The sequence below is a fragment of the Paraburkholderia sp. RL17-347-BIC-D genome, from assembly GCF_046027915.1.
Lineage (GTDB): Bacteria > Pseudomonadota > Gammaproteobacteria > Burkholderiales > Burkholderiaceae > Paraburkholderia.
In genome coordinates, this window is sequence record NZ_JARESS010000085.1 from 1 (window position 1) to 20,132 (window position 20,132).

At 61.4% G+C, this 20,132-nt stretch carries 23 protein-coding genes and 2 pseudogenes; 11 read left to right on the forward strand and 14 right to left on the reverse strand.

What is annotated here, in order from left to right:
• The 4 genes from P0D96_RS44760 to P0D96_RS44775 all read right to left on the reverse strand — a co-directional run.
• On the reverse strand, positions 1-2,211 hold a 2,211-nt coding region (locus tag P0D96_RS44760), incomplete at its 3' end, for a relaxase family protein (protein WP_408320491.1).
• 4 nt (positions 2,212-2,215) lie between these two features.
• The gene (locus P0D96_RS44765; RefSeq protein WP_408320493.1) at positions 2,216-2,443 is read right to left on the reverse strand and encodes a hypothetical protein; all 228 of its coding nucleotides are present in this window, start codon (positions 2,441-2,443) and stop codon (positions 2,216-2,218) included.
• Between the two features lie 11 nt (positions 2,444-2,454).
• Entirely contained in the window at positions 2,455-2,820 is a 366-nt protein-coding gene (locus tag P0D96_RS44770) for a plasmid mobilization protein (protein ID WP_216752575.1), read from the reverse strand.
• On the reverse strand, positions 2,820-3,077 hold the full coding sequence (locus tag P0D96_RS44775) for a hypothetical protein (RefSeq protein ID WP_408320495.1): 258 nt from the start codon (positions 3,075-3,077) through the stop codon (positions 2,820-2,822). Before P0D96_RS44775 ends, P0D96_RS44770 begins: the two co-directional genes overlap by 1 nt.
• Positions 3,078-3,395: 318 nt before the next feature.
• Here P0D96_RS44775 and P0D96_RS44780 point away from each other — a divergent pair, with 318 nt between their 5' ends.
• Complete coding sequence (locus P0D96_RS44780; RefSeq protein WP_408320497.1) at positions 3,396-3,905, forward strand: hypothetical protein; 510 nt, start codon at positions 3,396-3,398, stop codon at positions 3,903-3,905.
• A 332-nt stretch (positions 3,906-4,237) separates the two neighbouring features.
• Here the strand turns inward: P0D96_RS44780 and P0D96_RS44785 are convergent, their stop codons facing one another.
• Positions 4,238-6,310 carry a ParB/RepB/Spo0J family partition protein gene (locus P0D96_RS44785; RefSeq protein WP_408320499.1) on the reverse strand — a complete coding sequence of 691 codons (2,073 nt, stop codon included), beginning with the start codon at positions 6,308-6,310 and terminating at the stop codon, positions 4,238-4,240.
• Positions 6,311-6,519: 209 nt separating this feature from the next.
• Between P0D96_RS44785 and P0D96_RS44790 the strand changes: the two genes are divergently transcribed.
• From P0D96_RS44790 to P0D96_RS44815, 6 genes are all read left to right on the forward strand, one after another.
• A complete protein-coding gene (locus tag P0D96_RS44790) occupies positions 6,520-6,933 on the forward strand; it encodes an antirestriction protein (protein WP_408320501.1) in 414 nt (137 codons plus the stop codon).
• A gap of 54 nt (positions 6,934-6,987) precedes the next feature.
• Positions 6,988-7,296 (forward strand): hypothetical protein, encoded by a 309-nt coding sequence (locus tag P0D96_RS44795; RefSeq protein ID WP_408320503.1) that lies wholly within the window; start codon positions 6,988-6,990, stop codon positions 7,294-7,296.
• Positions 7,293-7,487 (forward strand): hypothetical protein, encoded by a 195-nt coding sequence (locus tag P0D96_RS44800; RefSeq protein WP_408214732.1) that lies wholly within the window; start codon positions 7,293-7,295, stop codon positions 7,485-7,487. Before P0D96_RS44795 ends, P0D96_RS44800 begins: the two co-directional genes overlap by 4 nt.
• A 67-nt stretch (positions 7,488-7,554) precedes the next feature.
• Positions 7,555-7,782, forward strand: coding sequence for a DUF3717 domain-containing protein (locus P0D96_RS44805; RefSeq protein ID WP_408320505.1), 228 nt, complete (start codon positions 7,555-7,557; stop codon positions 7,780-7,782).
• A gap of 333 nt (positions 7,783-8,115) precedes the next feature.
• On the forward strand, positions 8,116-8,427 hold the full coding sequence (locus tag P0D96_RS44810) for an XRE family transcriptional regulator (protein WP_408214738.1): 312 nt from the start codon (positions 8,116-8,118) through the stop codon (positions 8,425-8,427).
• A 115-nt stretch (positions 8,428-8,542) separates the two neighbouring features.
• The gene (locus P0D96_RS44815) at positions 8,543-8,794 is read left to right on the forward strand and encodes a hypothetical protein (RefSeq protein ID WP_408320507.1); all 252 of its coding nucleotides are present in this window, start codon (positions 8,543-8,545) and stop codon (positions 8,792-8,794) included.
• A 54-nt stretch (positions 8,795-8,848) separates the two neighbouring features.
• Here P0D96_RS44815 and P0D96_RS44820 read toward each other — a convergent pair whose 3' ends face one another.
• The 4 genes from P0D96_RS44820 to P0D96_RS44835 all read right to left on the reverse strand — a co-directional run bounded on the left by P0D96_RS44820 (position 8,849) and on the right by P0D96_RS44835 (position 11,536).
• Entirely contained in the window at positions 8,849-9,331 is a 483-nt protein-coding gene (locus P0D96_RS44820; RefSeq protein ID WP_408320509.1) for a hypothetical protein, read from the reverse strand.
• Positions 9,332-9,523: 192 nt separating this feature from the next.
• The gene (locus P0D96_RS44825) at positions 9,524-9,841 is read right to left on the reverse strand and encodes a type II toxin-antitoxin system RelE/ParE family toxin (RefSeq protein ID WP_408214746.1); all 318 of its coding nucleotides are present in this window, start codon (positions 9,839-9,841) and stop codon (positions 9,524-9,526) included.
• Positions 9,838-10,113 (reverse strand): type II toxin-antitoxin system ParD family antitoxin, encoded by a 276-nt coding sequence (locus tag P0D96_RS44830; RefSeq protein WP_408320512.1) that lies wholly within the window; start codon positions 10,111-10,113, stop codon positions 9,838-9,840. Before P0D96_RS44830 ends, P0D96_RS44825 begins: the two co-directional genes overlap by 4 nt.
• Positions 10,114-10,315: 202 nt before the next feature.
• Positions 10,316-11,536: a Replication protein O gene (locus P0D96_RS44835; RefSeq protein ID WP_408320514.1), complete on the reverse strand. Its 1,221-nt coding sequence runs from the start codon at positions 11,534-11,536 to the stop codon at positions 10,316-10,318.
• Between the two features lie 37 nt (positions 11,537-11,573).
• Between P0D96_RS44835 and P0D96_RS44840 the strand changes: the two genes are divergently transcribed.
• Positions 11,574-11,750: a hypothetical protein gene (locus tag P0D96_RS44840; protein WP_408320516.1), complete on the forward strand. Its 177-nt coding sequence runs from the start codon at positions 11,574-11,576 to the stop codon at positions 11,748-11,750.
• Positions 11,751-11,845: 95 nt separating this feature from the next.
• On the opposite strand, the gene P0D96_RS44845 is transcribed toward P0D96_RS44840, so the two are convergent.
• The 4 genes from P0D96_RS44845 to P0D96_RS44860 form a co-directional block, all read right to left on the reverse strand.
• The gene (locus tag P0D96_RS44845; RefSeq protein WP_408320518.1) at positions 11,846-12,859 is read right to left on the reverse strand and encodes a ParB/RepB/Spo0J family partition protein; all 1,014 of its coding nucleotides are present in this window, start codon (positions 12,857-12,859) and stop codon (positions 11,846-11,848) included.
• Entirely contained in the window at positions 12,860-14,053 is a 1,194-nt protein-coding gene (locus tag P0D96_RS44850) for a ParA family protein (RefSeq protein ID WP_408320520.1), read from the reverse strand. It lies immediately after the preceding gene.
• Between the two features lie 281 nt (positions 14,054-14,334).
• Positions 14,335-16,257 carry a site-specific integrase gene (locus tag P0D96_RS44855; RefSeq protein ID WP_408320522.1) on the reverse strand — a complete coding sequence of 641 codons (1,923 nt, stop codon included), beginning with the start codon at positions 16,255-16,257 and terminating at the stop codon, positions 14,335-14,337.
• Between the two features lie 13 nt (positions 16,258-16,270).
• Positions 16,271-17,170: a hypothetical protein gene (locus tag P0D96_RS44860; protein ID WP_408320524.1), complete on the reverse strand. Its 900-nt coding sequence runs from the start codon at positions 17,168-17,170 to the stop codon at positions 16,271-16,273.
• 189 nt (positions 17,171-17,359) lie between these two features.
• On the opposite strand from P0D96_RS44860, the gene P0D96_RS44865 reads away from it, so the two are divergent.
• The 3 genes and pseudogenes from P0D96_RS44865 to P0D96_RS44875 all read left to right on the forward strand — a co-directional run bounded on the left by P0D96_RS44865 (position 17,360) and on the right by P0D96_RS44875 (position 19,354).
• Positions 17,360-17,638 (forward strand): HU family DNA-binding protein, encoded by a 279-nt coding sequence (locus P0D96_RS44865; protein ID WP_408320526.1) that lies wholly within the window; start codon positions 17,360-17,362, stop codon positions 17,636-17,638.
• Between the two features lie 303 nt (positions 17,639-17,941).
• A pseudogene (locus tag P0D96_RS44870) lies at positions 17,942-18,244 on the forward strand (transposase); the annotation flags it as partial.
• Between the two features lie 96 nt (positions 18,245-18,340).
• A complete protein-coding gene (locus P0D96_RS44875) occupies positions 18,341-19,354 on the forward strand; it encodes a P63C domain-containing protein (protein WP_408320528.1) in 1,014 nt (337 codons plus the stop codon).
• 197 nt (positions 19,355-19,551) lie between these two features.
• On the opposite strand, the pseudogene P0D96_RS44880 reads toward P0D96_RS44875, so the two are convergent.
• Positions 19,552-19,992, reverse strand: a pseudogene (locus tag P0D96_RS44880) (transposase); the annotation flags it as partial.
• Positions 19,993-20,132: the final 140 nt, after the last annotated feature.

Genomic DNA, 20,132 nt, shown 5'->3' on the forward strand with positions numbered 1-20,132 from the left:
TTGCGCCGCCTCCTCCCATGACAGGTTCATCTCTTTGGTGAGGAAGTCAGACACATTCAGATTGCGCGAGCCGGCCTGGATTCTGTCACCGCCGTCCGCGCCTTTACCGATCGAATACTTTTCGACGATCAGTCCGTGCGTATGCGCGAGTACGGCCAGCAACCGGCCCGCGTCTAGCGTCGCGCGGATCTCGGTGAACTCATCCCGCTCCCGCGCACGTCGCGCCGTGCGAGCCTCCGACAGGTCACGCGCAAACTGGTCGCGAACGGTATCGGCTGCCCGGCCCGTCGACGCGCGTGCACTCGCATTGAAATCGACCGACGCTGCGTCCGTCGTCGGCGGCGTATCAGTTGGCCGGATCTCGAACGGTAGCGATTCGATCGCATCGAACGATTGCACATCCGCGAGGCTGCGAATTTCCTCACGCGGTCCGAACCCTGCGGGCAGGCGGCCGCCGGTCAGACCAAAAGGCTCGCGTGAGCCGAACGGCCCGCCCGCCCGCATGAACTTCCCGGCACCGGTGCGCGTGAGACGCGTCCGCCCCGCCTCGTCTGCCTGGTCCCAGGCGACAAACATGCGATCGACCATCACTTTCCATTCCGGCTCGCCATCGGACCCGTCAACGGCATCGCGAGCGCCGAACGATTGCCAGCGCCCCTTCCTCTCGTCGTAACTTCCGCCGCGTTCAAAGTCGCGGTCGGCACCTTCGCGCCATCGCAGCCGGGGGACCGATGTTTCTAGCTGTCCTCTTCCCGCTCGCTCGCGATCGCCAGACCATCGCAATGCGTCAACTCGTTCGGCTTGCTGGTCTCCCAGCTCCAGTAATGCATCAGCCGGCAGAAGCACTTGACGTCGCGCGGCGTGGCCATCCACACCGCGGCCGGACATGCCATGCACACGGTGGGCGGATTGGGACGGCGCGCCGGATCGATCGAAGCGAGCGTCAAAGTCGTGATCCGCTCCGGCTCGCCATCGCTCCGTGATTTCGCGGTGCGCGCGTTCGAGCTCGCTCCACCATTGCTGCGACTGCCCTGCCCTTTCCGGCTCCCGCCCGGCGCCGCGCTCTCGCGCCCGCCCTCCTGCTCCGACGGCTCCCATGCGTTGCCAATCTCGCCAGTGTCCGGATCGATCGTGGCGCTGTTGTCTTCGCTCTCGTGTGCGCTCATTGAGCCCTCCTGTTGCATCGTAGAACCGCTGTTCGCGGTGTTCGAGAATGCGTCGCTGCTCCAGCGGCGACGCGGCCTGATACGTCTTGTAAAAACTGCTGCCGCTGTTCAGATACTTGATCGCGCGCGCGCGCGTGTCGTGCCACGCGCCGAGCGCATCGAGATAGACCAGTGGCGTATCGCGCGGTACACCCGGCTCGACGTACTGCGCATGCACATTTGATTCGAGCGCCTCACGTTTAGCCGTGGCATCAAGCTCGATGAACTCGCGCGAGAACACGAACTCCTTCAGGTTGACACCCTTCGCGGCACCGGCTGGTTTAACGTTCTCGTACTCCGACTTCCTGCCGGCATTGCGCGTGCGCGTCTCGCCGTACTCCGTAAGCAACGCCCTGAAGTCGTCATATCGTTTGACCTCACGTGTCATCATCGCCTCGAGAATCGAGGCCTTCAGTTCGCGGTTAGCGCCCTCGAATGCGTCGCCCTTGTACCGGCTGATCATCTCGGACGCGTCGGTGAACTGCACACGCCGGTTGTCTTTCGGACTCGCAAGTCCGTACTTCGCGTTGATGTGCTCCTGAAAGGCCTCGAGGTAGCGCTCGTTATGGTCAACCTTCCCGAACGGATCGAGCCGTCGGCCCGTCACAAGATTCATTTCCGGAATCACGATATGCACGTGCACCTTGCGCTCGACCGGCTCCCCCGTCTTGCGGTCCGCATAGCTCTTGATCCGCGGCACATGCGCTTCAGCGTAGAAGTTGTATTCATCCGGACGGTACGCTGCAAACGCAAACGCCTCGAACTCCCGAACAATCTCACCTAACAGCTCGCGGTCAACCTCGTCTTCCTTGAATGACAGCGTGACATTCAGGTAGCGCTCGGCGTCCGTGTCGATCGACTGGATGATGTCGTTCGTCAGATCGAGATCGCCGGCGAGTATCACGCGCTCGTCCATCTCGTCGCGTTCCATTTCGCGACCCTGCTTCTGGCCCTTCTCCAGGTATGCCTTGATCCCGTCGTGATAGCCGCGTACGCGTATGAGCATCGTCCTACTCCAGCGTCCCGCGCTCGGCGAGCCAGCGCTCAACCCCTTCGATGCGCAAAAGCAGCGTGTTGTTCACGATCGACAGCGGCAGATAGCCAGCGGCATCGACGGACACCCGGGCACTGTCGCAGTCCGGCTGCGTCAGCGTGTGCGCACCGGCATGGTCGCGATCGACGTGCAGCTTCGTCTCCAGCTCGATCACCGCCATGATGGCCGCCTGCTTTTGATCCATTCCCATCGCTATCAGTCGACCTTGTTCAGGGTTGCCCTGAGGTACTGCCCGATCAGCTGCAGCTGCGTGAGCAACTGCTCGTAAGTCGCTTCCGAAAGCTTCCCGCGAACGTGTTCGGAGTTCGCGCGGTGGGCAATCTGGTTCAGGTTGTTACTGGTCTTGTTGAAGATGTACAGCAGCCGCTTGCGGTCGCCGCTGGCCACCGGCCGCGCGATCACCTGCGTACGGTTGGTCAGCACCGCCTGCCGGAAGAACTCCGATTGCGTCATCCCGCTGTGCGCCACCTTTGCAAGGTACGCTTCGCGATCCGCATCCGACAGACGGAACGCGATCGGCTTGCCCAGCCCAGCCCCGCCATTGCTTTTGTGCTTGGGCATCACCAGAGCCCCGTCGAGCGACTACGATCGATGTCAGCGCCGACCATCGCGAACTGCCTGCCATCGTCCTCGATCGGATGCGCGCGAAACTCGTATTCCGGCCAGCGCAACTCGCACTCGCGCAACGCACGCATCGCCTGGTCGCCCGTCATTGGCCACGTATAGCCCGCCCACGGCAGATAGCGCGGCTCGCTGCCGTGCTCATCAACACGCGCTCCCACTACAAGCTGGATCACCCATTCGCTGCTCGGAATCATGACCGCACCTCCGTATTCATTACGCATACCAGGCAGTGCTTACTGTCGGTGGCGGAGCCACCGACCAGTCTGACGCGGCAGTAGACCGCGTCGGGGTTTCAAAGGGGCTCGCCCCTTTGGCACGAAATATTTTACGGAACGCGTAGCGTTACGTAAACATATTCGACGTGCCTCGCCACGACATCAAGATTAGCAAAGAGCGCTCAAAAGATGCTGATCGGCTTCGGTTGAACTGCATGAAGGCCACAGATAGAATGTACACAGGATGCACTTTCCCTATTTGGGATGCAACAGGACTTCATAAAGGATGCGATCTGCATGGCCCTCGACGATTTCGCCCGCCGCGTGGAGCAATTACACGACAACGCGCACGAACGGTCCCAGACCGCCCGCCTCCAGATCTACTTCCCCATCATCGATCAGTCGCTGAAGAACGGCCTGTCCCTCGCCTCGATCCTGCGCGAATTGCACGCGGAGGGCTTTACGTTCCGCATCACCGGCCTCAAGTCCGCGCTTTACCGCATCCGGAAAAAACACACCGCGACCGCGCCGACCGGCAGTATCGATGGCGCACGTGCGCCCCATGCCATTGATACGCCGGTACACGACGACAACGCCCGTTCGTCAGGAATCGCCGAAGCGCAAGCCCCAGCCGGTGACAAACTCCGAAAAGGCAGGAAAACGATGGAACAGCTACGGGCGGAAAACCCAACCATGCCCAAAATCCAGTTGAACAAGTTGTACGCGCAACAGTATGACCAGCCTCAGGTGACCAGTGCAGACATTGAAGAACTCAAACGCAAATACCCCCAGAAACCCAAGCCCTGAGCCGTATCGCCCCGCCGCTGCGCGCCGGGTCGTCCCGCACCCCACGCGTCCCGCGCGGGTCCCCAGGGGCCTCGATACGGGCGCGCAGGCGCGCGCCAATCCGTCAGGCGGTCGCGACACGCAGTAGACGGCTTGCAAAAAAGGGCGGCATTCAGGCATGCGCGGACACGCCGTTAATACAGGCAGTCGGCTGATCGCCCGATCCGTCGGCGTGTGTTTGCGCAGCCAGGCCGTGACCGGCCTCGGCTGCCTTTTTGCTCCACCACTCGCAGAACGCAACAAGCCGCCCAGGCCTGCGCCCGGACGGCTTCATGGGTAATAACTACAGTCGCTTAGGCGGCTTCGGCTAGCCCTTCGTCGTCGCCAGCTTCGTGCCTGTCTTCACCAGTCATGTCATCCGGATCGTCGCCCGCGTTGTGTGCCTCGTCGTCGGCCTCACCGTCACCATCCGCCCACGCATACGACCGGAATTCCGGCACTGCACGGTTCGCGAGCACTTCAGGCAGCCAGCCCGACTCGGCCATCCGCACTTCGGCGGCCGCCGCCGCAGCATCCTTCTTCATGCCCTGCACCTCGGCTGCGGCCTGCGGTGATATGTGCTCGCGCAGCACCTCCGCGATGCGCGATTTCGACACGTGGTCGAAATAGCTCGCGCGCGTGGGCTTCCAGTAGTACGACAGGTCCACGCTCAGCACGTCGGCAAGGCTGTTGACGGCGTGTGCGCGGTCGGATCCATCGATACCATCGACGGTGGCCGCCACGCAGAACGCAAACAGGTTCGACTGGATGTCGGAACCTTGGTCGAGCAGCCACGGCAGCAGTGCATCGGCGCGCGCCGGAAGCATGCGCACCCACTTCGCGCGCTCGGCCTCGATCTCCTTCCACGCCACGCTGTCGGCCATGTCGTCGGCGTGCTTCACCAGTGCACCGCGCGATGTGCGCAGGTCAACCTCGATCGCGTGCTCCGGATACTGCCGTTCGTAGTGCTCGTCGAACACGACCGGAATCATGCGGCTCATCAGCACTGCAAGCGCGACATTCGGATGCCTCGCCAGTTCGGCCTGGATCGCCGCTGTGCGATGCGCCGTGAGTCGTCGGCACAGCTTTTCGCTGTGCAGCGGCGTCACACGCGCAGGCTTGCTGGATTGCCCTGTTGCCGTTACCGGCATGGCATCGTCTCCGATTGCTGCCGCCCGGTCCTCGGGCCGGATCAGGCCGCGCTCGATGGTCACGAAGCCATCGTCATCGAGATAGACGAACGCCCCTGCGCGCTGCATGTCCTCTGGTGCGAACACTTCGAAGCGTTCGGCGTACTGGTCGACCGTGTGAGTGGCAACGTCAACAGCCGTATTCAGACGGTCGTGTCGTGCCTCATCTTCCTCGCCGTCCTCGTCGTAATACGCGTTCAGTTTCATGTGCGCCGCGTCGCGCTGCGCGACCAGTGCAGCAAGCTCGGCCTTTTCGTCCTTCTTCAGCTTGCGCGTGGTTGAATGCACACGGCCATAGCGGATCAGTTCGTTAGCGTCGCCACGCGTGCGCGTCTCTACCCATGACCAGCCCTCGGATTGAACGGTTTGCGAAACCTCGATGAGCCGGTCGGTCGCGAGTCGGTGCAGCAGGTCGGCATCCGCAATATAACCGGCGTTCTGGTCGTCGGAAAACAGGTCCCGCATCACGTACCCACCAGCGGCCTCGTAAGCGTCCAGCCCGACAAACTTCGCGAGCGGATTCTCGCTGGCATCAAGTTCCGCTTCCGTCAGCGCTGCGCGCAGTTCCGATGGTCGGCGTTGCCAGGCATTTGGGGCATTGTTCCACACGCGTTCCTGCGTCGCGTGATCGTCGGCCAGTGCCAGCACCTTCGCCTGCTCATAGTCGAGCCGGTCATCACGCAGCAGGTCAAGCAGCACGGGCGCAAGGTTTGCGATTTTCAGTGCGCGGCGCACGACCATTTCCGGCACCTTGAACAGCGCCGCAATATGCGCAACGCTTTTGCCTTCCTCGGTGAGCAGCCGGAACGCAACGCATTCGTCCGCGATATGCATGTCTTCACGTTCACGGTTCTCGATCAGCGACGCAGCGACCGCCTCGCCTTCGCTAACGATAAGAACTGGCACTGGCTCATCCTTCGTAATGCGTCCCTGCGCAAACAGCAGATCGAGCGCGGCTTCGCGGCGCTGGCCTGCACATACACCGAGCTTTGGAAGTTTCGAGCGACCTTTGATCTCGTGCACAACGAGATTTTGCAGGATGCCTTTCCCCGCGATGGTTTCGGCCAGAGACTCGATGCCCGTGGGGGGCTTCCTGCGTACGTTCAACGGCGAGCGTACAAGCCTCGAATACGCCACGTACTCGATCCGACCACCCTTCGTATTGCCTTCGTTTAGCGTTTCAACCTGCCTTGTCATGTGGATTTCTCCAGAAAAGCAGCCTCGGCGGAATGCCTGGCCACACAAATAGTATAGGCTGTATTGTCCTTAATATAAAGAAGAAAATCAGGAAATATTTCAGTATTAACATTAAAATTATGCGCAATCGTGGTTGCTTAATTAGGCTGTATTGTCCTATACTGTTTGTGTGGCCAGGCATTCCGCCGAGGCTGAAACAGGAGGTTCAAATGTCGTGTATTGAAAATCGGGTTAGCTCTGCCGTTGTTCCAGACGAATTGCGTCTCAATGTCCTGCCCCGTTTCCTTGGTCGCCATTACCTGACTGGCGAATCGCTCGTCTACGACTGGGCCGCGCGCCTGTGCCGCAACTACAGCGGCGGTTTGTGGCACTTCTTCACGCTGTCCAATGGTGGTTTCTATATGGCTCCGGCTGACTCGGGCCGCGTGCACGTGCGTTGGCACCTGAACGGCTATAGCGACATGATGGGCGCGGACGCGTTCGGCATTGTCGTCACGCTGTTTGCGCTCTGCCACCTCGCGGAAAAAACGCTCGACGACGCCATCATTGAGCGCTATCACCAGTTGCGCGAATTCGCTAGGCAACACGTAGAGGCCGCCAACATCCTGCGCGCCATCGACTGATAAACGGACCCGGCCTGTCTACCGGCGGGCCGGGTCGTGCTGGAGACAATGCAAATGGATACCCTGAACATGCGTCCTTCATGGCTGACTTCCCTGCTGCCCCTGCTCGCCGCCTGGCAGTATGGTGACCGCTCCATCGCGCGCAGCGAGCTTTTCCGGATGGCCCTGTCGGCGGATGCGGCGGCAAATGCAGCCGTTGCGCTGGAGCGCATTGCTAACATGCGCGACCGTGACGGCAATGCAATCGACATGCATCGCGACGAGCTTCGCGCGATCGCGCGTCGCGCACTCGCGGACATTGAACGCGTGCCGCCGAGCGCCCCGCTCACGATGGCTGTGGAACGGCTGGAGAGCGTTGGATGAGGATCGTCTGCAGACGTGGTGCCGAACTGGTGAGCGGCGATGTGCTGCGCACGTGGTTCGGCAACCAGACCATTCTTGAGATGCGGCCTTATACCGGACCGTTCGAATTTATCTGCAGCATCGCCCGGTTCCCGGCCGCCGAAATGTCGATCGTGCGCGATAGCCTGTATGACGTGATGTTGCCTGGCTGATTACCGACAACCGGACTCCTGCGCGAAGTCAGTGCCGGAGTCCGGTGTATTGATTCGGAGGCTCTTTATGAAGACTTTTCTGACCGTCGCCGAGATCGAGCAGGCGATCAACTATTGGTGTGCACGCCAGGCTTCTGGCGAAGATGGTGCACTGTGCAGGAAGGCCCGTCTGCTGGCCGACATCTACGGCCAGATGATCTATGACCGCATGCAGGTCATCAATGTATCCCGGCTTTCCGCTGAGCAGGTAGACGCGGTTAATATCGCGCTCAACCAGCGGGAACTACCGTTATGAAGTGCGCGAGTGACGCCACGCAGCGCGGGCCGCCTGTCAGCTTGCGTGCGCCGGACGCCGGACGCCGCCTGAACTGTGCGTGAAGCGAGGCCGCCCCTCCTTCCTGCAAGCCAGATCCGCGATAATCACGGATGTATCGCGCGCGCCGCGCGCCCGGATCGAGGCGCCTGGGGACCCGCGCCGGCAGGCGTGGGGTGCGCGCCGGCGCGGCGCAGTAGCGCCGGGACGATCCGGCTCGGGCGCAAGTGCACCGCTGGTCGGGGTCGTCAAGCGCCCGGCGGGCGCGTGAATTCCCCGCGGCGCAGCCGTGGGGACTAACTACATGGATCTGGAATGACGGTGAAAGATACTTATCTCGCGATCAGACGCGAATGTTTTCAACCTGGTATCTACTGGGCGGTTCCGACCGGTGCGGAGATACAGGAAATCCTGCGTCAGGCTGGGCTTACCGATCGGGCCGCCGCTGCCTTTCTTGGTTTAAAGGACAAGAGCGGCCGGCACATCCGGCGCTGGACTAGCCAGGAGAACGAGATTCCGTATTCTGCATGGGCGCTGCTGTGTCACGCAGCTGGGCACGGGATTATCTGGGAAGTCGACGCGTCAGACATGCGTACAACCTCGGCGCAGCCGCAGAATGAGAATTGAATGTGTGCTTAGGCCATGGCGTTTTCGACTATGCCCTTACCACTTGCACTGAGCCTGATCCCGCTTCCCAGTGGGACGATCGCTTTTACCTTCTTAACGCAGACAAGGATACGACATGATCACGAAGCAAGACGCGAAGGCTAAGGTAAATGCTGCCATAAAGGGGTGCGAGGCCGCCGAAAAGGCCTGGCAAGATGCGTACACCGCCTTGTCTGGCTCGATAAGCACGAATGGCTATGGCATTCATCACAACCGTTACGAACTGCGCGACAAATTACTCCAGGCGCAGGCTTACATCCAGGAGTCACTTCGGGCCCTGGATGGCATCGACTGGCCGACGGATGCCGAATACGACAGTGCCGATTGAGCAGAACGCGGAACACTACAGCGAGCCCTTGTGTTGTGTGGGTCTGGACAGACTTCAGCTAGGAGACAAACGCTGCCTGTCGAGGAATCTGTCCAGGCGATTGCTCGCGTCGATCAGCACTTCAACTCGTGTCTGCTGTAGCTGCCTATCGTGCTCGTTAGTGATGCATACCAGAAGCTCGATCGCCAGACGACTGCGCGTCCAGTCGCCAGTCTCTGGGCCGCGCCCCGCTATTTCCACGAGCACGCTCTCACCCTCCTCCGGCGCGACACGCTCGAGCAACCCGTGGCCAGCCTCTGTGAGAAAGCGGGTGAGCAACGCCATTGTGAACAGGCGCCGTATCAGTACGGCATCGGCATGGCCACTCTTCGCCGCCTCGAGCGCGATACGGTAGTTCAGAATCAGTGCGTCGGCATCTGCGCGAGGCATCGACAGAAACAGCGTCTTCGTGACGGCGGCGCAGCGATAGCTTGGCTCCCGCCGTGCGGCTTTTCTTTCCGGGCATGAGAGAAACGGTTCCTTCGGGATCTGTTGCATCCACCCAGCGCCTGCGCATGATCGAACGATGCGATTCCGGACAGGGCATCAACCTCTCCAACGCTAGCGCAACTCGCCGACACCGAAACGCCCTGCCCCCCGTGCGCTCAGCGCAGCTAAGTCAGTCCACCGAAATATCTTGAGCGATCGCTGCGGCAGATGCTGGATTGGTTGGCCACAATCAGCCATCAGTCAGTGTTCGTCGGGTTCCTCCAGGAACCGCGCATCATAGTCTTGGCCACCGTAGTAAACGCCGAGAACGGATACTGTATCGCCAGTCACCCGGTACGCGATCACGGCGCGCTTGCGGTAATGCGTCACTCGGAGACCCGCGAGCAGATCATCACGAGGTACGCCTCGCTCCGGGAAGCTGGCCAGCGCGACGCAGAATGTTACGATCGCGTCGACGTAGCGCGCAGCCGTCTCAGGTGCGCCGGCCGCGGCGATGTATGTCTCGATCGCATCAAGCTGGTCCCTCGCCTCAGGGGCAAACTGCACACGGTACGTCATGCCGGGTTCGTGACGCCGCGTTTGCGGCGTAGATGTGCGCGTACCTCTTCGACCGTCAGCGCGCGCCCGGGATCGGTTTCCAGCGCGGCGGCCGCCGGCAAGACCTGATCCTGCAGCCAGGCCTCCACAGCACGATCTCGCGCGGCGAGCGTGCGCAGCCCGTCCCGGATCACCTCGCTTTCGGACGCGTATTCGCCGCTCGCGACCTTCGCGCGAACGAGCTCGGCCATTTCCTTCGGTAACGTAATGCTCAACTGCTGGGTGGTGCGCATGACGGCCCCCTATAATTCGATAGGATTTAATCCTACTCGCTGCGTGCAGATCTGGCAATGACTTGAATCCGACCGTGTCAGGCTGCGAGCCCATGCGCATAGTACGGACGGTTATCGAAGCTCCATGATACGGCGAGAGCTAACTCACGGCCCTGCTCAGTCGTAAGGTATCGCCTGCGGCCTCCACGCATTCCGGTGTCAGTCAGCACGGAGACGGCCTTGACCTTGCCGCTCTGAGGACGTTCTTCAGTTGGGCGAGATGGGCGCCGACATGCGCGGTCAACTCGCGTGTGGGCAACGCCTGCGTAGCGGCAGCGAGGAGCGGCGGACGCTGGCTCATCTGGGCGTGGTAGCAAGCGGCGAAGCGTTCTTCGTCGTCCGGGGTCGCAAAGCGGATTCTGCCGGCCTCAAGCGCGCCGACAAAAGCCGGCTCCCATGCACCGGCGACTATCCGCGGGGTTGCCTCACGGAAGTCGTGAACGGTCATCGATTCGCCACTCTCTCCTACCACAATCCGGCGCTCGCCATTGGCGTCAAAGAACACGCCGCCCGCACAGCGCATCAAGGTCTCTTTCACGACCGTGGCCTCGAGCTGCTCGCGTCTTGCATTGTCGGCTGCTGCCCGTTTCGTCTGGACCTGATGCCGGAAATCAGTGGTGCTGCCGAGGAGAGATCGGAGATAGCAGATTGGGCGGTTGGCTCGCTTCAGATGCTGCCATGTGGCTTCAACCACATCGGAAAGAAGCTTGCCGTGCTGACGAGCTTCTTTCATGAGTTTGAAAATCAGAAATTCTCGAAAACCCAGGGACCGCAGGCGCTGAAGATCGCTAGGGAGCTGGCCCGGTTGTCTCTTTTGAAAAGAACCAGGGGAAAGATCCTTATATATAGCTCCGTCTGCCACGCTGGCAGACGGAGGGTTCGAAGGAACGGGCGCGGATGCCTCGGCATGCATTCCTGCGTTGGATTCGATAACCGGTTGAACGGGTGCAGCGAGGCCGAGGAGCTGGGCTGCCTGCTCCGTCAGGTGTAGATAGGCGCGTCCGAACAGGCCTGCTTCCCCATAGCGTTTCTGCGGTGCCCGTTCGATGAGGCCGGCTGCCTGCAGGTCGTCAAGGCTGCGATAGAAGGTGCGCATGGACTGCATGGCGCGGCCGGTGAGCAATTCACGTCGCGCGAAGATCGCGGCGTAGGGGCGACTTGCGTCGACTGTACGCGCGAGGGCGGCAAGCACGGCGCGGGAACGTGCTGGCAGACCTTGCAGGTTCGCGGCACGATGCGCTGCCCGGAAGATCACCCAAGGCAGATTGGTGGTGTCGCAGGAGTATTCGACGTGAGCTTGCGAATCGTTCTCTGCTGCGGATGTTTCTGTTGCGAGAGGATGAACGTCACCCTCGCAGGCAACGAAGTGTTGCGCGATAGACATTGCTACCCGTCCATTTGGAAAAATGGATTGCGGATGCTTGACTGTCGATCGCTTTGAGCTACACTCCGAGGTGTTGGGCCTCTTTCCGATTCCAGTCGGCGGAGTGCTTGCAATGGGTGCGATTCCAGTCAAGCCCGATATTCAAAAGCCTTCGGTTCTAGCCGAAGGCTTTTGTTTTTGGTTCGGAGATTACGTCTCCATCATTCTTCCTTGATTGTAAGTTATTGATTTTAAAGAAATCCCTACTAGGGACTTCGATCGCTGCCCTGATCTGGTTGCGTTAAGTGTTTGATTTCAAAGGAATCCCTACTAGGGATTCCTTTGGTCGTCATCCTGCGTGCCCATCTGTTCGCGGATGAAGTTCGAAATTCGTTCGCTCCACTTTGCGGCTTCCCCGTCCGCATCGCCGAAAAATTTGACGCCCACAACACCACTTCGAGTCGACACCTCACAAAATTTCTTTTTCCCGCTTTTTATAACGACTGGACTACTTGCTTGGTTCGCCTTCGGCTTTGCGGGGGTCGCCATCGCGACTGCCTGTTCTTGGGATATGTCGTCGTCTTCAACCAATTTTTTTACCGCGGCGACGACCGATGCTTTGCCTTCGCTAGTCTGCGCAAGTGCGACCAGCTTAAGTGCGGCATTGCTTCCCAATCGTCCCGGTTTAGTCGACAGCGCGACCTTCGCATCGGTCGGGAGCTTGTCAAATGCAAAAATGCGTGAGACGTGAGAGGTGCTTAACCCAGCGCTCTCTGCAATCTCTGCCTGCGAGAGTCCAGACACTTCTTGAAGTCGGACGAATTGCAAATATTTTTCGAAATCGGGCAGCGACGGGGCAAGCAGATTGGAGAAGAGGGCGGCCAGCTCAACGTCGCGGAGGTCCCCTTCGAAGGGAATTCCGCGAATCGTCGAGCGCCCGAGTTCTCGATAAATCGCAACGCGATTGTGCCCCGCGATGATCTCGCGTCGCCCGCCTGGCAACGGTAGGTAAATGATCGGTGTCGCAAGCTTGTTCTTTTCGAGATTCTTCCGAAGCTCGGAATAGGCCTCGGGTGAGAGTTTTCGGCGCCGTCCCTCAACCTCCACCAGAGACGAGATCTCGACTTCCTCCCCGTGCTGTCCGGCTGCCTGAGCTTCCAGTTCTGCGATTCGCGCCTCGGCTCGTTGCCAGCGGTCCTCGGCCTGATTGATGCGGCTCTGGACATCGAGCAAACGTCCGGGGGATGTTCGGGGGCCAAGCTCCGGTGCGCCGGCATTCCCTGTAGTCTGTGGCTTAGCCTGGATGTTTTCTGTTTGAGAAAGGAGTCGTCGTCCGATAGCCATTTAAGCTTGCTCCTTAGCCCATGCGCGAGCCAGTTGAGAGTCCAGATGTTCCGCCAATCTATCCAGCGGCTCCCTGATGCGGTTGTACGAGGTGCTGTTCCACTCGCTTTTGGGCAGGTCATAGATTGTCGAGAGCATCGCTGACGCGCTGACCTGCACCGAGGACTCTGGAATGACGAACGGCAAAACGCGATCGCCGTATGCCTTATGGAGCCAACTTTGGACCACCTTTGAAATCTCGGTGCTTCGCACCTTTGTCATGACGATGTTGACGAAGTCGTATTGCTTGTTCGTAAGCACGCCCGGCAGCTTTCGCGCCACGTCAGAAAACAGGTGCCAAAACTGCGTCGAACTGGCGAAGTCCAACCCCTCGGGAGGGCAGGGCAAAATGATCGCATCTGAGGCTAGGAGGGCGTTAATAGTTAGATAACTAAGTGCCGGCGGCGTATCGAAGAGAATGACGTCGTAGTTCGCCGTCAAAGGTTTAAGTCCTTTGTTGACGATGTCCCAGAATTCAAACTTTGAGTCCATCAGCACCTTCGAGGGGATCTCGAACTCCGCGTCAAAAAGCGCCGCCGCCGCTGGGATCAGATCCAAGTTGTGCCAATACGTCGGTTGGACGGCATACTCTAGAGACGTCTTCTCTCCATAGACGAGCGGAAGAAGGGTGTTCTCCTCCGGCACTTCTGCCTCGGGCGCATACCCGCACAACTGCGTGGTCGAACCTTGCGGGTCGCAATCAATGATCAGTACCTTGCGGCCGAGAAGCGTTAGCGCTTGGGCGATCGAGACTGCAGTTGCGGTTTTAGCCACACCGCCTTTAAAGTTAGCGATGGCATAAACGCGGCCACGCACTCCTTCGGGTCTTTGCGGGCGCGTCGACGTCGCTGCTACCCAAGTCAGAGCTTCTTCAAGCGTGAACTCTTTGCTTCGTCCATTCCCGCGAGAGGTTCCAGAGGGGAGTTCACCTTTGCTCGAGAGATACTTAACCCGTTGCTTATCCAGCCCGCACAGATCCGCAATTTGGGCGCTAGAGAAAGTAGGGGATTTTTTCCTCGGGTATGGCTCGAGCATGGCCTCCCGGATCTGGTTTAGGATGTCGTTAGCTTGTGATGCGACACCCAACAAGGTCTCGATCGATACCGATTGATCGACTTCTGGCAGTCGCGTGCTGAGCTGAGTGTTCGCGTTCACGGGCGCTATCCTGGTTTCCTGAGAATTTCTCGGTTTGTGCGAAAAGTGCGGCTAACCGGAGAATAAACGGTGGACCAGTAAACTTCAAGTAAACTCTTAAGAGTCGTTTTCCCCCCTCATCGGACTGTTGTGGCGAACAAACGCCCTATCTGCGCTCATTTTGGCCAACTCAGGCCATTTAAGAGCGTGCCCTTCGCGCGCGAGTCGGTTAAGAAATTAGGAATTAATGCGAGGAGGACTTCGCAAGAGGCACGCGCCGTCGACCTTCCGGGGGCACGAAACTAGTCGGCCTTCGCCTCCAGCGCCTCGGTGAAAAACGCGTCCATCGCGCGATACCGGCGCGCGGCGTCGGTTTTCACATAGACCGTGGTCGTCTGCAGGCTGGCGTGGCCCAGGTTGGCCTGCACGTCGCGCAAGTCCGCGCCGGCGTCGAGCGCGTGATTGGAGTGGGTGTGCCGCAGCCAGTGTGTGCTGGCCCGCTGCAAATCCCGGGCGGCGCCTTCGTAGCGCGAATCCAAGCGGGCTGCCGCCCGCCGGAAAATCCCCTTATAAACCTGACCCAGCCCATCAGCCGTGAGTGGCGCGCCTGTGCGCGCATGCCATACGAGCGGCGTGCCGCGCGGGCAGGCCTGCGGATCCGCGGGCAGGCCTCGCGCACTCAGGCTCTCACGCAGCATCGTCATCAGTACGTGGGGCAGGGGCACGGTGCGTACAACTCCTCCTTTGCCGGCGACCGTGAGCTGCCAGGCGTCGTCGAGCGTGCCGTCCAGTCCCTTGCGGGTGAGCGCCCCGGTGGTCGCGGCGGCCAGCTCCGCGCGGCGCAGCCCGGTGGCGTAGGCGAGCAGCAGCGCGAACCGGTCGCGCGCCTCGGTGAAGCTGTAGCGCGCGCGGCTGGTGGCCTGCAGGACAAACTGCCACTGCGCGTGGGTGAGCGTGCGGCCGGTCACGTCGATGGCGGCTGGTGCCGCGACGGGCCGCAGGCCGCCGAACGGGTTTGCGGCCAGGTACTGCTGGCCGACGAGCCAGCTGCACATCGAGCGCAGGATCAGGCGGGCGGTTTCGCGGCTGCGGGCCGACAGGCCGCCGGCGAACGGGCGCCAGTCCGGGTGGAAACGCTCCACGCGGCCGCGCCCCACCCAGCGTGCGGCCGGCTGCGGGTCGGCCAGGAACTGGTCGACGTATTCGGTGCAGTCCAGGGTGTTCAGCGACGACAGCGGTTTGCCCCGCGCGACGATTGCCCAGAGCAGCAGGCGCTCCGCCTCCCGGCGGTAGGCGCGGGCGGTGTGGGGACTGGCCCGGTAGGTGGCCAGCCACGCGCGGATCGCCTGTAGGTCGGTGTTCACGGTGGCCTGGTGGCGGGGCAGCGGGGCGCGGTTCAGGCCCTGCGAGCCGTCGAGCCCGGCGGACAGCCGGAACTGCTGCAGCGCCTCGAGCGGCACCACGTCGGGGACGCCCGGGCGCACTCCGGCGCCTCCCGCGTGCGCAAGGGCAGGGTGGTCGGGGGTGAGCTGCCGGCGCGGGATGAGCGCCCGCGGCGAGAGTTCCTGTAGCGACGCCGCGTGCAGCGACAGCCAGCTCAGGATGCGCTGCGCGCCCTTCGGCCCCATGCGCGGCACGCCTGCGTACCAGCGGTGTCCGCGTCGCCCGATCAGCGCGAGCAGGTCCGCCAGGGTCGACAGGCCCGCGGCGGCCAGGCGCTCGGCCACCACGGGCTCGAACCAGCCGTCGACCGGGTGATCCGGCGCCGGCTCCTGAACGAGCGCCTTCTCCATGCGGGCGAGCGCGGCGGCCTGGCGCTGACGCAGGCGCGCGTTGCGGGCGATTTTACGGTCGAGAGTGGGCGAGGGCGGCGGCGGAAAATCCCCCCGATACAGCGCGAGGAGTTCCGCTTCGCCGTAGACCCCGTCCGGATCCACCTGCGCGCGGTAGACCTCGAGTGTCGGCACGTCGTCGCGGCCGTGCAGCTCGGCGAGCGGGATGCTGCCGGGTCGCAGGCGCAGCAGGTGAGCCGCCTCGATATCGCGCGCGCGGCGTGCAGCAACAGCGAGCGTGTCGCGCAGCGTGGTGACCAGCCGCCGCGTGACCCGCACGTCGGTGCCCGGTTCCCCATAGACGGTATGCAGCCCCTCGAAAGTTGCCCCTTCGAGGTAGCCACGGTAAAGCGCAAAGTGCTGCCGCGTCAGACGGGGCGCGCGAGATTTCATGCTCGGTCCGGCGTCAGGCTTGCGCCGGCGTCGTCGCACCGGCGGGCGGCGGCTGCACGAGCAGTTCACCGGTGGTAATCAGGCGGGCAGAGCGCCGATCGAGGGCATTGGGGTGCAGCTTCATCCTCAGGCGGTGTACCCAGCGCGGCCAGCGCGAAAACACGAAGCGGTCGAGAAAGTAGGCGGCCAGCGTCGCGTGCTCGACGCACAGGAGCCAGTCGTCGAAGAGCTGTAGATCGCCCGGGGCGGTCCTGGTGACCTTCGGCGGCTGGTCGAACGGGGCGTTCAGGAAGGCAGCAAACGTCGCCTGCTGGGCTGCGATTCCGTCTTCGAATGCCCGGTGAACCATTTCGCACTGGAACAGGTGGCTGTACAGGCGCGCGTCGATGTCCGAGAGCTGGCCGATCACGGGGCCGTGCAGCGCGAGCATGAGCGGCCGGCGCGACTCACGTAGCCGGTTGATGGCTGCGTTGTGGCGATACGCATCGGCCAGGTTGGGCTGAGAGCCCAGCCAGTGCGCCAGGCCTCCGCCGGCGGCCGCAAGCTGCTGCACGTCAGGTAAGACCATGCCGGCTGCGATGCGCTGCTCGCGGCTACGCACCATGACCGCAACGATCAGGGCACCGGCGATGCCCATCAGGCCGCCGATGCCGTTCCCGGCGAGCGTCTGCCAGTGATCGATATGGCGGATGAGCGGTTCGAGCCAGCCCCCGGGTGCGGCCGCCGGCACGGGCACGGGCAGGCACATGCGGGCAGCGTGGGCCGTCAGTTCGTAGAGCATCGCGCTCATTTTTCCTTCCCCGTTGTCGGTCGTCGCGAAACTGCGAATGGACATCCGGCGCAATCGCTTGCCGGGCGTGGCTTTCGAGGAAGTGTAGCGGAGCACCGGAAATCTGACGAGTAAAACCTTCACACCTGATAATAACCGTTATCAGATGTAACGATTTTCTGTCGGGTGGAAAAGGGCGGTTTTTTCGCATATGAAAGCGTCTGACAGGCGAGGAGGGCGCTGACGTCGGCCCGCGTCAAGTTTGCCGAGGGTTTGCCTGGGAACCATGCGATGCGGTAGGGTGCGGGTTTCATTCACTGAACAGGGCTGGCCATGAACAAACAGGAACTCATCGACGCGGTCGCCACAACCACCGGCGACAGCAAGGCCGCCACCGGCGAAGCCATCGACGCGGTGCTCGGGGCAATCAAGGGCGCGCTGACCGCTGGCGACACCGTGCAACTGGTCGGCTTCGGGTCGTTCTCGACGGGGCAGCGCGCGGCGCGCACTGGCCGCAATCCGTCGACGGGCGCCGAAATGCAGATTGCCGCGGCCAGGGCGGTCAAGTTCACAGCCGGTAAGGCGTTCAAGGATGCCGTGAACGCATCATAACGACGGTGGCGGTCGCGCTTGGTGACTATGCCGGGCTGCATAACGGGGCAGTGTCGTCGAGTCAGCGCGACGCACGGCGGTACTGTCAATGCCGTGATGACCGTCACCTACTGGGAGATCGGGCAGCGGATCGTTGCCAGCAAGCAGGGTGGGCAGGCGCGCGCCGTAAGCATCTCATGTGTACCGTCTCGCGAAGTTGGGAGGGTTTGTCCAGGATGGTGTCCACCAAATTATGGTGGGAGCTAAATTGGACATGTCTGACAGTGGCGTGGAGCCCGTGCTGCCGGCAAGCAAACGACCGAATTCTCGTGGGAGTTCAGGCGCGAGATAGTCGAGAAGACGATGCAACCGGGCGCATCGGCGTCGCGCGTTGCACTCGAACATGGATTGAACGCCAATCTGGTTTTCAAGTGGCGCGGCAAATACCCTGCTGAGCAACGGCGTTCCGTCCCGGCTGTGCCTTATGCGCAGCAGCCCGCGATGCTGCCAGTCATCCTTGACGCACCATCGCGACGGGCACCGCCTATGGCCACCTCTCGTGTCCGCCGGACTGAACAAGGGCGAGGCCCGAAATTCGCTGGCGCAACCGTGAGGAGCCCCCAGTAAGGACGGCGCGTTACTGGGTCCCTCGCATATGCTTGCAGAAGCATAGTGTAAGCATGTATGCTTGCATTTCATTTATGCAAGCAAGAGGGAGGTTTCATGGAAGAAAAAAACAAGCAGAAACAGGCCGCCGCAAAAGCGCGTGCCGATGCACTGTCGCCTGCTGATCGTTCAGCTATCGCCAGGCAGGCTGCAGGAAGGCGCTGGGCGAGGGAGCACGGGCTGCCCGAGGCGCAATTCGCGTCTGGGGAATCTCCGCTCATGATCGGTGGCATTCAGATTGATTGTTATGTACTTGATGATGGTCGGCGTGTGCTTACGCAGGAAAGCTTCCTGACCAGCATCGGACGCGCGGCAAAGGCGAAGGGCGGTCAGGGCGTTCGAACCGCGGTCGATAAACTGCCCCCATTTCTGGCTGCCTCTAATCTGCAGCCGTTCGTTGAGCAGGAGTTGTCTCAGTCGACGACGCCGATCGAGTTCATGACGCCCAGCGGCACCCGTGTACTTGGATACCCGGCCGAGATGCTTCCTGAAGTTTGCAGGGTCTATCTGTCAGCTCGTGACGCGGGGGCGCTACTGCCCAGTCAGAAGCATATCGCCGAGCGCGCCGACATGCTCGTGCGGGCTCTTGCCAGCGTCGGTATTGTTGCGCTCGTCGACGAGGCGACAGGCTATCAGGAGGTCCGGGATAAAAAGGCTCTTGCCGCGTTACTCGACAAGTACCTTCGTCAAGAATTTGCCAAGTGGGCAAAGCGGTTTCCTGATGCTTTTTATCGAGAGATGTTTCGTCTTCGGGATTGGGCCTATCCCACTGTTTCTGGCGGGAAGCCGGGCGTGGTGGGAAAGTACACGATGGACATCGTCTATGATCGATTGGCACCGGGCCTTGTCCAGGAACTGGAAACGCGCAACCCGAAGAACGAGGCGGGGCGGCGTGCCGCCAAGCATCACCAGTGGCTGTCGGAAGATGTCGGGCATCCCGCACTGAGCGAGCACATTCATGCCGTCACCGGTCTGATGCGGGCATGTGACAACTGGACTCAGTTCATGAACATGCTGGATCGTGCCTTCCCTCGTAAGGGCGATTCGCTCCGTCTCGAAGGATTTGAATAAGACGGATCGGACGCCATTGACAAATGCGAGGCGCCCACGAAGCGTGGTTGCCTCGCAAGCGTCAAGTTTGCAATCCGGTCGAGAAGTACTTGGTGTCGATACGGTGTCTGGCAAGGACATAGATAATTCCAGACAAGGTATCGATATCGTCGTAGAAGAGGGCTAGCGGCGGTTGTCAACGTACTTGTCGTGTCACTTCATGCGGACTGCTTTAGTTCTTCCGGCTGCATGCGCTCCGGATTGAGCCAGACTTCATCCTTCAATTTCCAGTTGCGCGTCGATCGGGACCAACGCCGTGGATTGCGCTGCCTGGAATCTGCATAAACGGCCTCACGTTGCGCAAGCACTGCGGTCGCCACGCCGTTATGGCGCTGCACCGGCGTGACGAATTTCAGGTCGCTGTGTTTGTGCTCATGGTTGTACCAGCGCACGAACTGCTGCGTCCAGGCCCGTGCCTCATCCACGTTGCCGAACGGCTTGCGTGGGTAGTCGGGCCGGTACTTGCAGGTCCGGAACAGCGACTCCGTGTACGGGTTGTCGTTACTCACACGCGGCCGGCTAAACGAGGCCACGACCCCCAGGTTTTCCAGGGGGGCGAGCATCGTCGCACCCTTCATCGGGTTGCCGTTATCCGAGTGGGGGACGCTTCAGAATCCGGAATTTAAAGCACGTTTAGCCTCCTGGTGGCGGTTGCCGCCCTATCTGTGCGAGCGTCGTCGGCCGCCCGCGTGGAGAAGCGACGCATCGCGCGAGTCTGGCGACGATTGGTGTTGCGGAG

What these genes read in the sequence shown, in the direction of transcription:
- P0D96_RS44765 (WP_408320493.1), bottom strand. Translation starts at nt 2,443, where the DNA reads ATGGATCAAAAGCAGGCGGCCATCATGGCGGTGATCGAGCTGGAGACG.
- P0D96_RS44770 (WP_216752575.1), bottom strand. Translation starts at nt 2,820, where the DNA reads ATGCCCAAGCACAAAAGCAATGGCGGGGCTGGGCTGGGCAAGCCGATC.
- P0D96_RS44775 (WP_408320495.1), bottom strand. Translation starts at nt 3,077, where the DNA reads ATGATTCCGAGCAGCGAATGGGTGATCCAGCTTGTAGTGGGAGCGCGT.
- P0D96_RS44780 (WP_408320497.1), top strand. Translation starts at nt 3,396, where the DNA reads ATGGCCCTCGACGATTTCGCCCGCCGCGTGGAGCAATTACACGACAAC.
- P0D96_RS44785 (WP_408320499.1), bottom strand. Translation starts at nt 6,310, where the DNA reads ATGACAAGGCAGGTTGAAACGCTAAACGAAGGCAATACGAAGGGTGGT.
- P0D96_RS44790 (WP_408320501.1), top strand. Translation starts at nt 6,520, where the DNA reads ATGTCGTGTATTGAAAATCGGGTTAGCTCTGCCGTTGTTCCAGACGAA.
- P0D96_RS44795 (WP_408320503.1), top strand. Translation starts at nt 6,988, where the DNA reads ATGGATACCCTGAACATGCGTCCTTCATGGCTGACTTCCCTGCTGCCC.
- P0D96_RS44800 (WP_408214732.1), top strand. Translation starts at nt 7,293, where the DNA reads ATGAGGATCGTCTGCAGACGTGGTGCCGAACTGGTGAGCGGCGATGTG.
- P0D96_RS44805 (WP_408320505.1), top strand. Translation starts at nt 7,555, where the DNA reads ATGAAGACTTTTCTGACCGTCGCCGAGATCGAGCAGGCGATCAACTAT.
- P0D96_RS44810 (WP_408214738.1), top strand. Translation starts at nt 8,116, where the DNA reads ATGACGGTGAAAGATACTTATCTCGCGATCAGACGCGAATGTTTTCAA.
- P0D96_RS44815 (WP_408320507.1), top strand. Translation starts at nt 8,543, where the DNA reads ATGATCACGAAGCAAGACGCGAAGGCTAAGGTAAATGCTGCCATAAAG.
- P0D96_RS44820 (WP_408320509.1), bottom strand. Translation starts at nt 9,331, where the DNA reads ATGCAACAGATCCCGAAGGAACCGTTTCTCTCATGCCCGGAAAGAAAA.
- P0D96_RS44825 (WP_408214746.1), bottom strand. Translation starts at nt 9,841, where the DNA reads ATGACGTACCGTGTGCAGTTTGCCCCTGAGGCGAGGGACCAGCTTGAT.
- P0D96_RS44830 (WP_408320512.1), bottom strand. Translation starts at nt 10,113, where the DNA reads ATGCGCACCACCCAGCAGTTGAGCATTACGTTACCGAAGGAAATGGCC.
- P0D96_RS44835 (WP_408320514.1), bottom strand. Translation starts at nt 11,536, where the DNA reads ATGTCTATCGCGCAACACTTCGTTGCCTGCGAGGGTGACGTTCATCCT.
- P0D96_RS44845 (WP_408320518.1), bottom strand. Translation starts at nt 12,859, where the DNA reads ATGGCTATCGGACGACGACTCCTTTCTCAAACAGAAAACATCCAGGCT.
- P0D96_RS44855 (WP_408320522.1), bottom strand. Translation starts at nt 16,257, where the DNA reads ATGAAATCTCGCGCGCCCCGTCTGACGCGGCAGCACTTTGCGCTTTAC.
- P0D96_RS44865 (WP_408320526.1), top strand. Translation starts at nt 17,360, where the DNA reads ATGAACAAACAGGAACTCATCGACGCGGTCGCCACAACCACCGGCGAC.
- P0D96_RS44875 (WP_408320528.1), top strand. Translation starts at nt 18,341, where the DNA reads ATGGAAGAAAAAAACAAGCAGAAACAGGCCGCCGCAAAAGCGCGTGCC.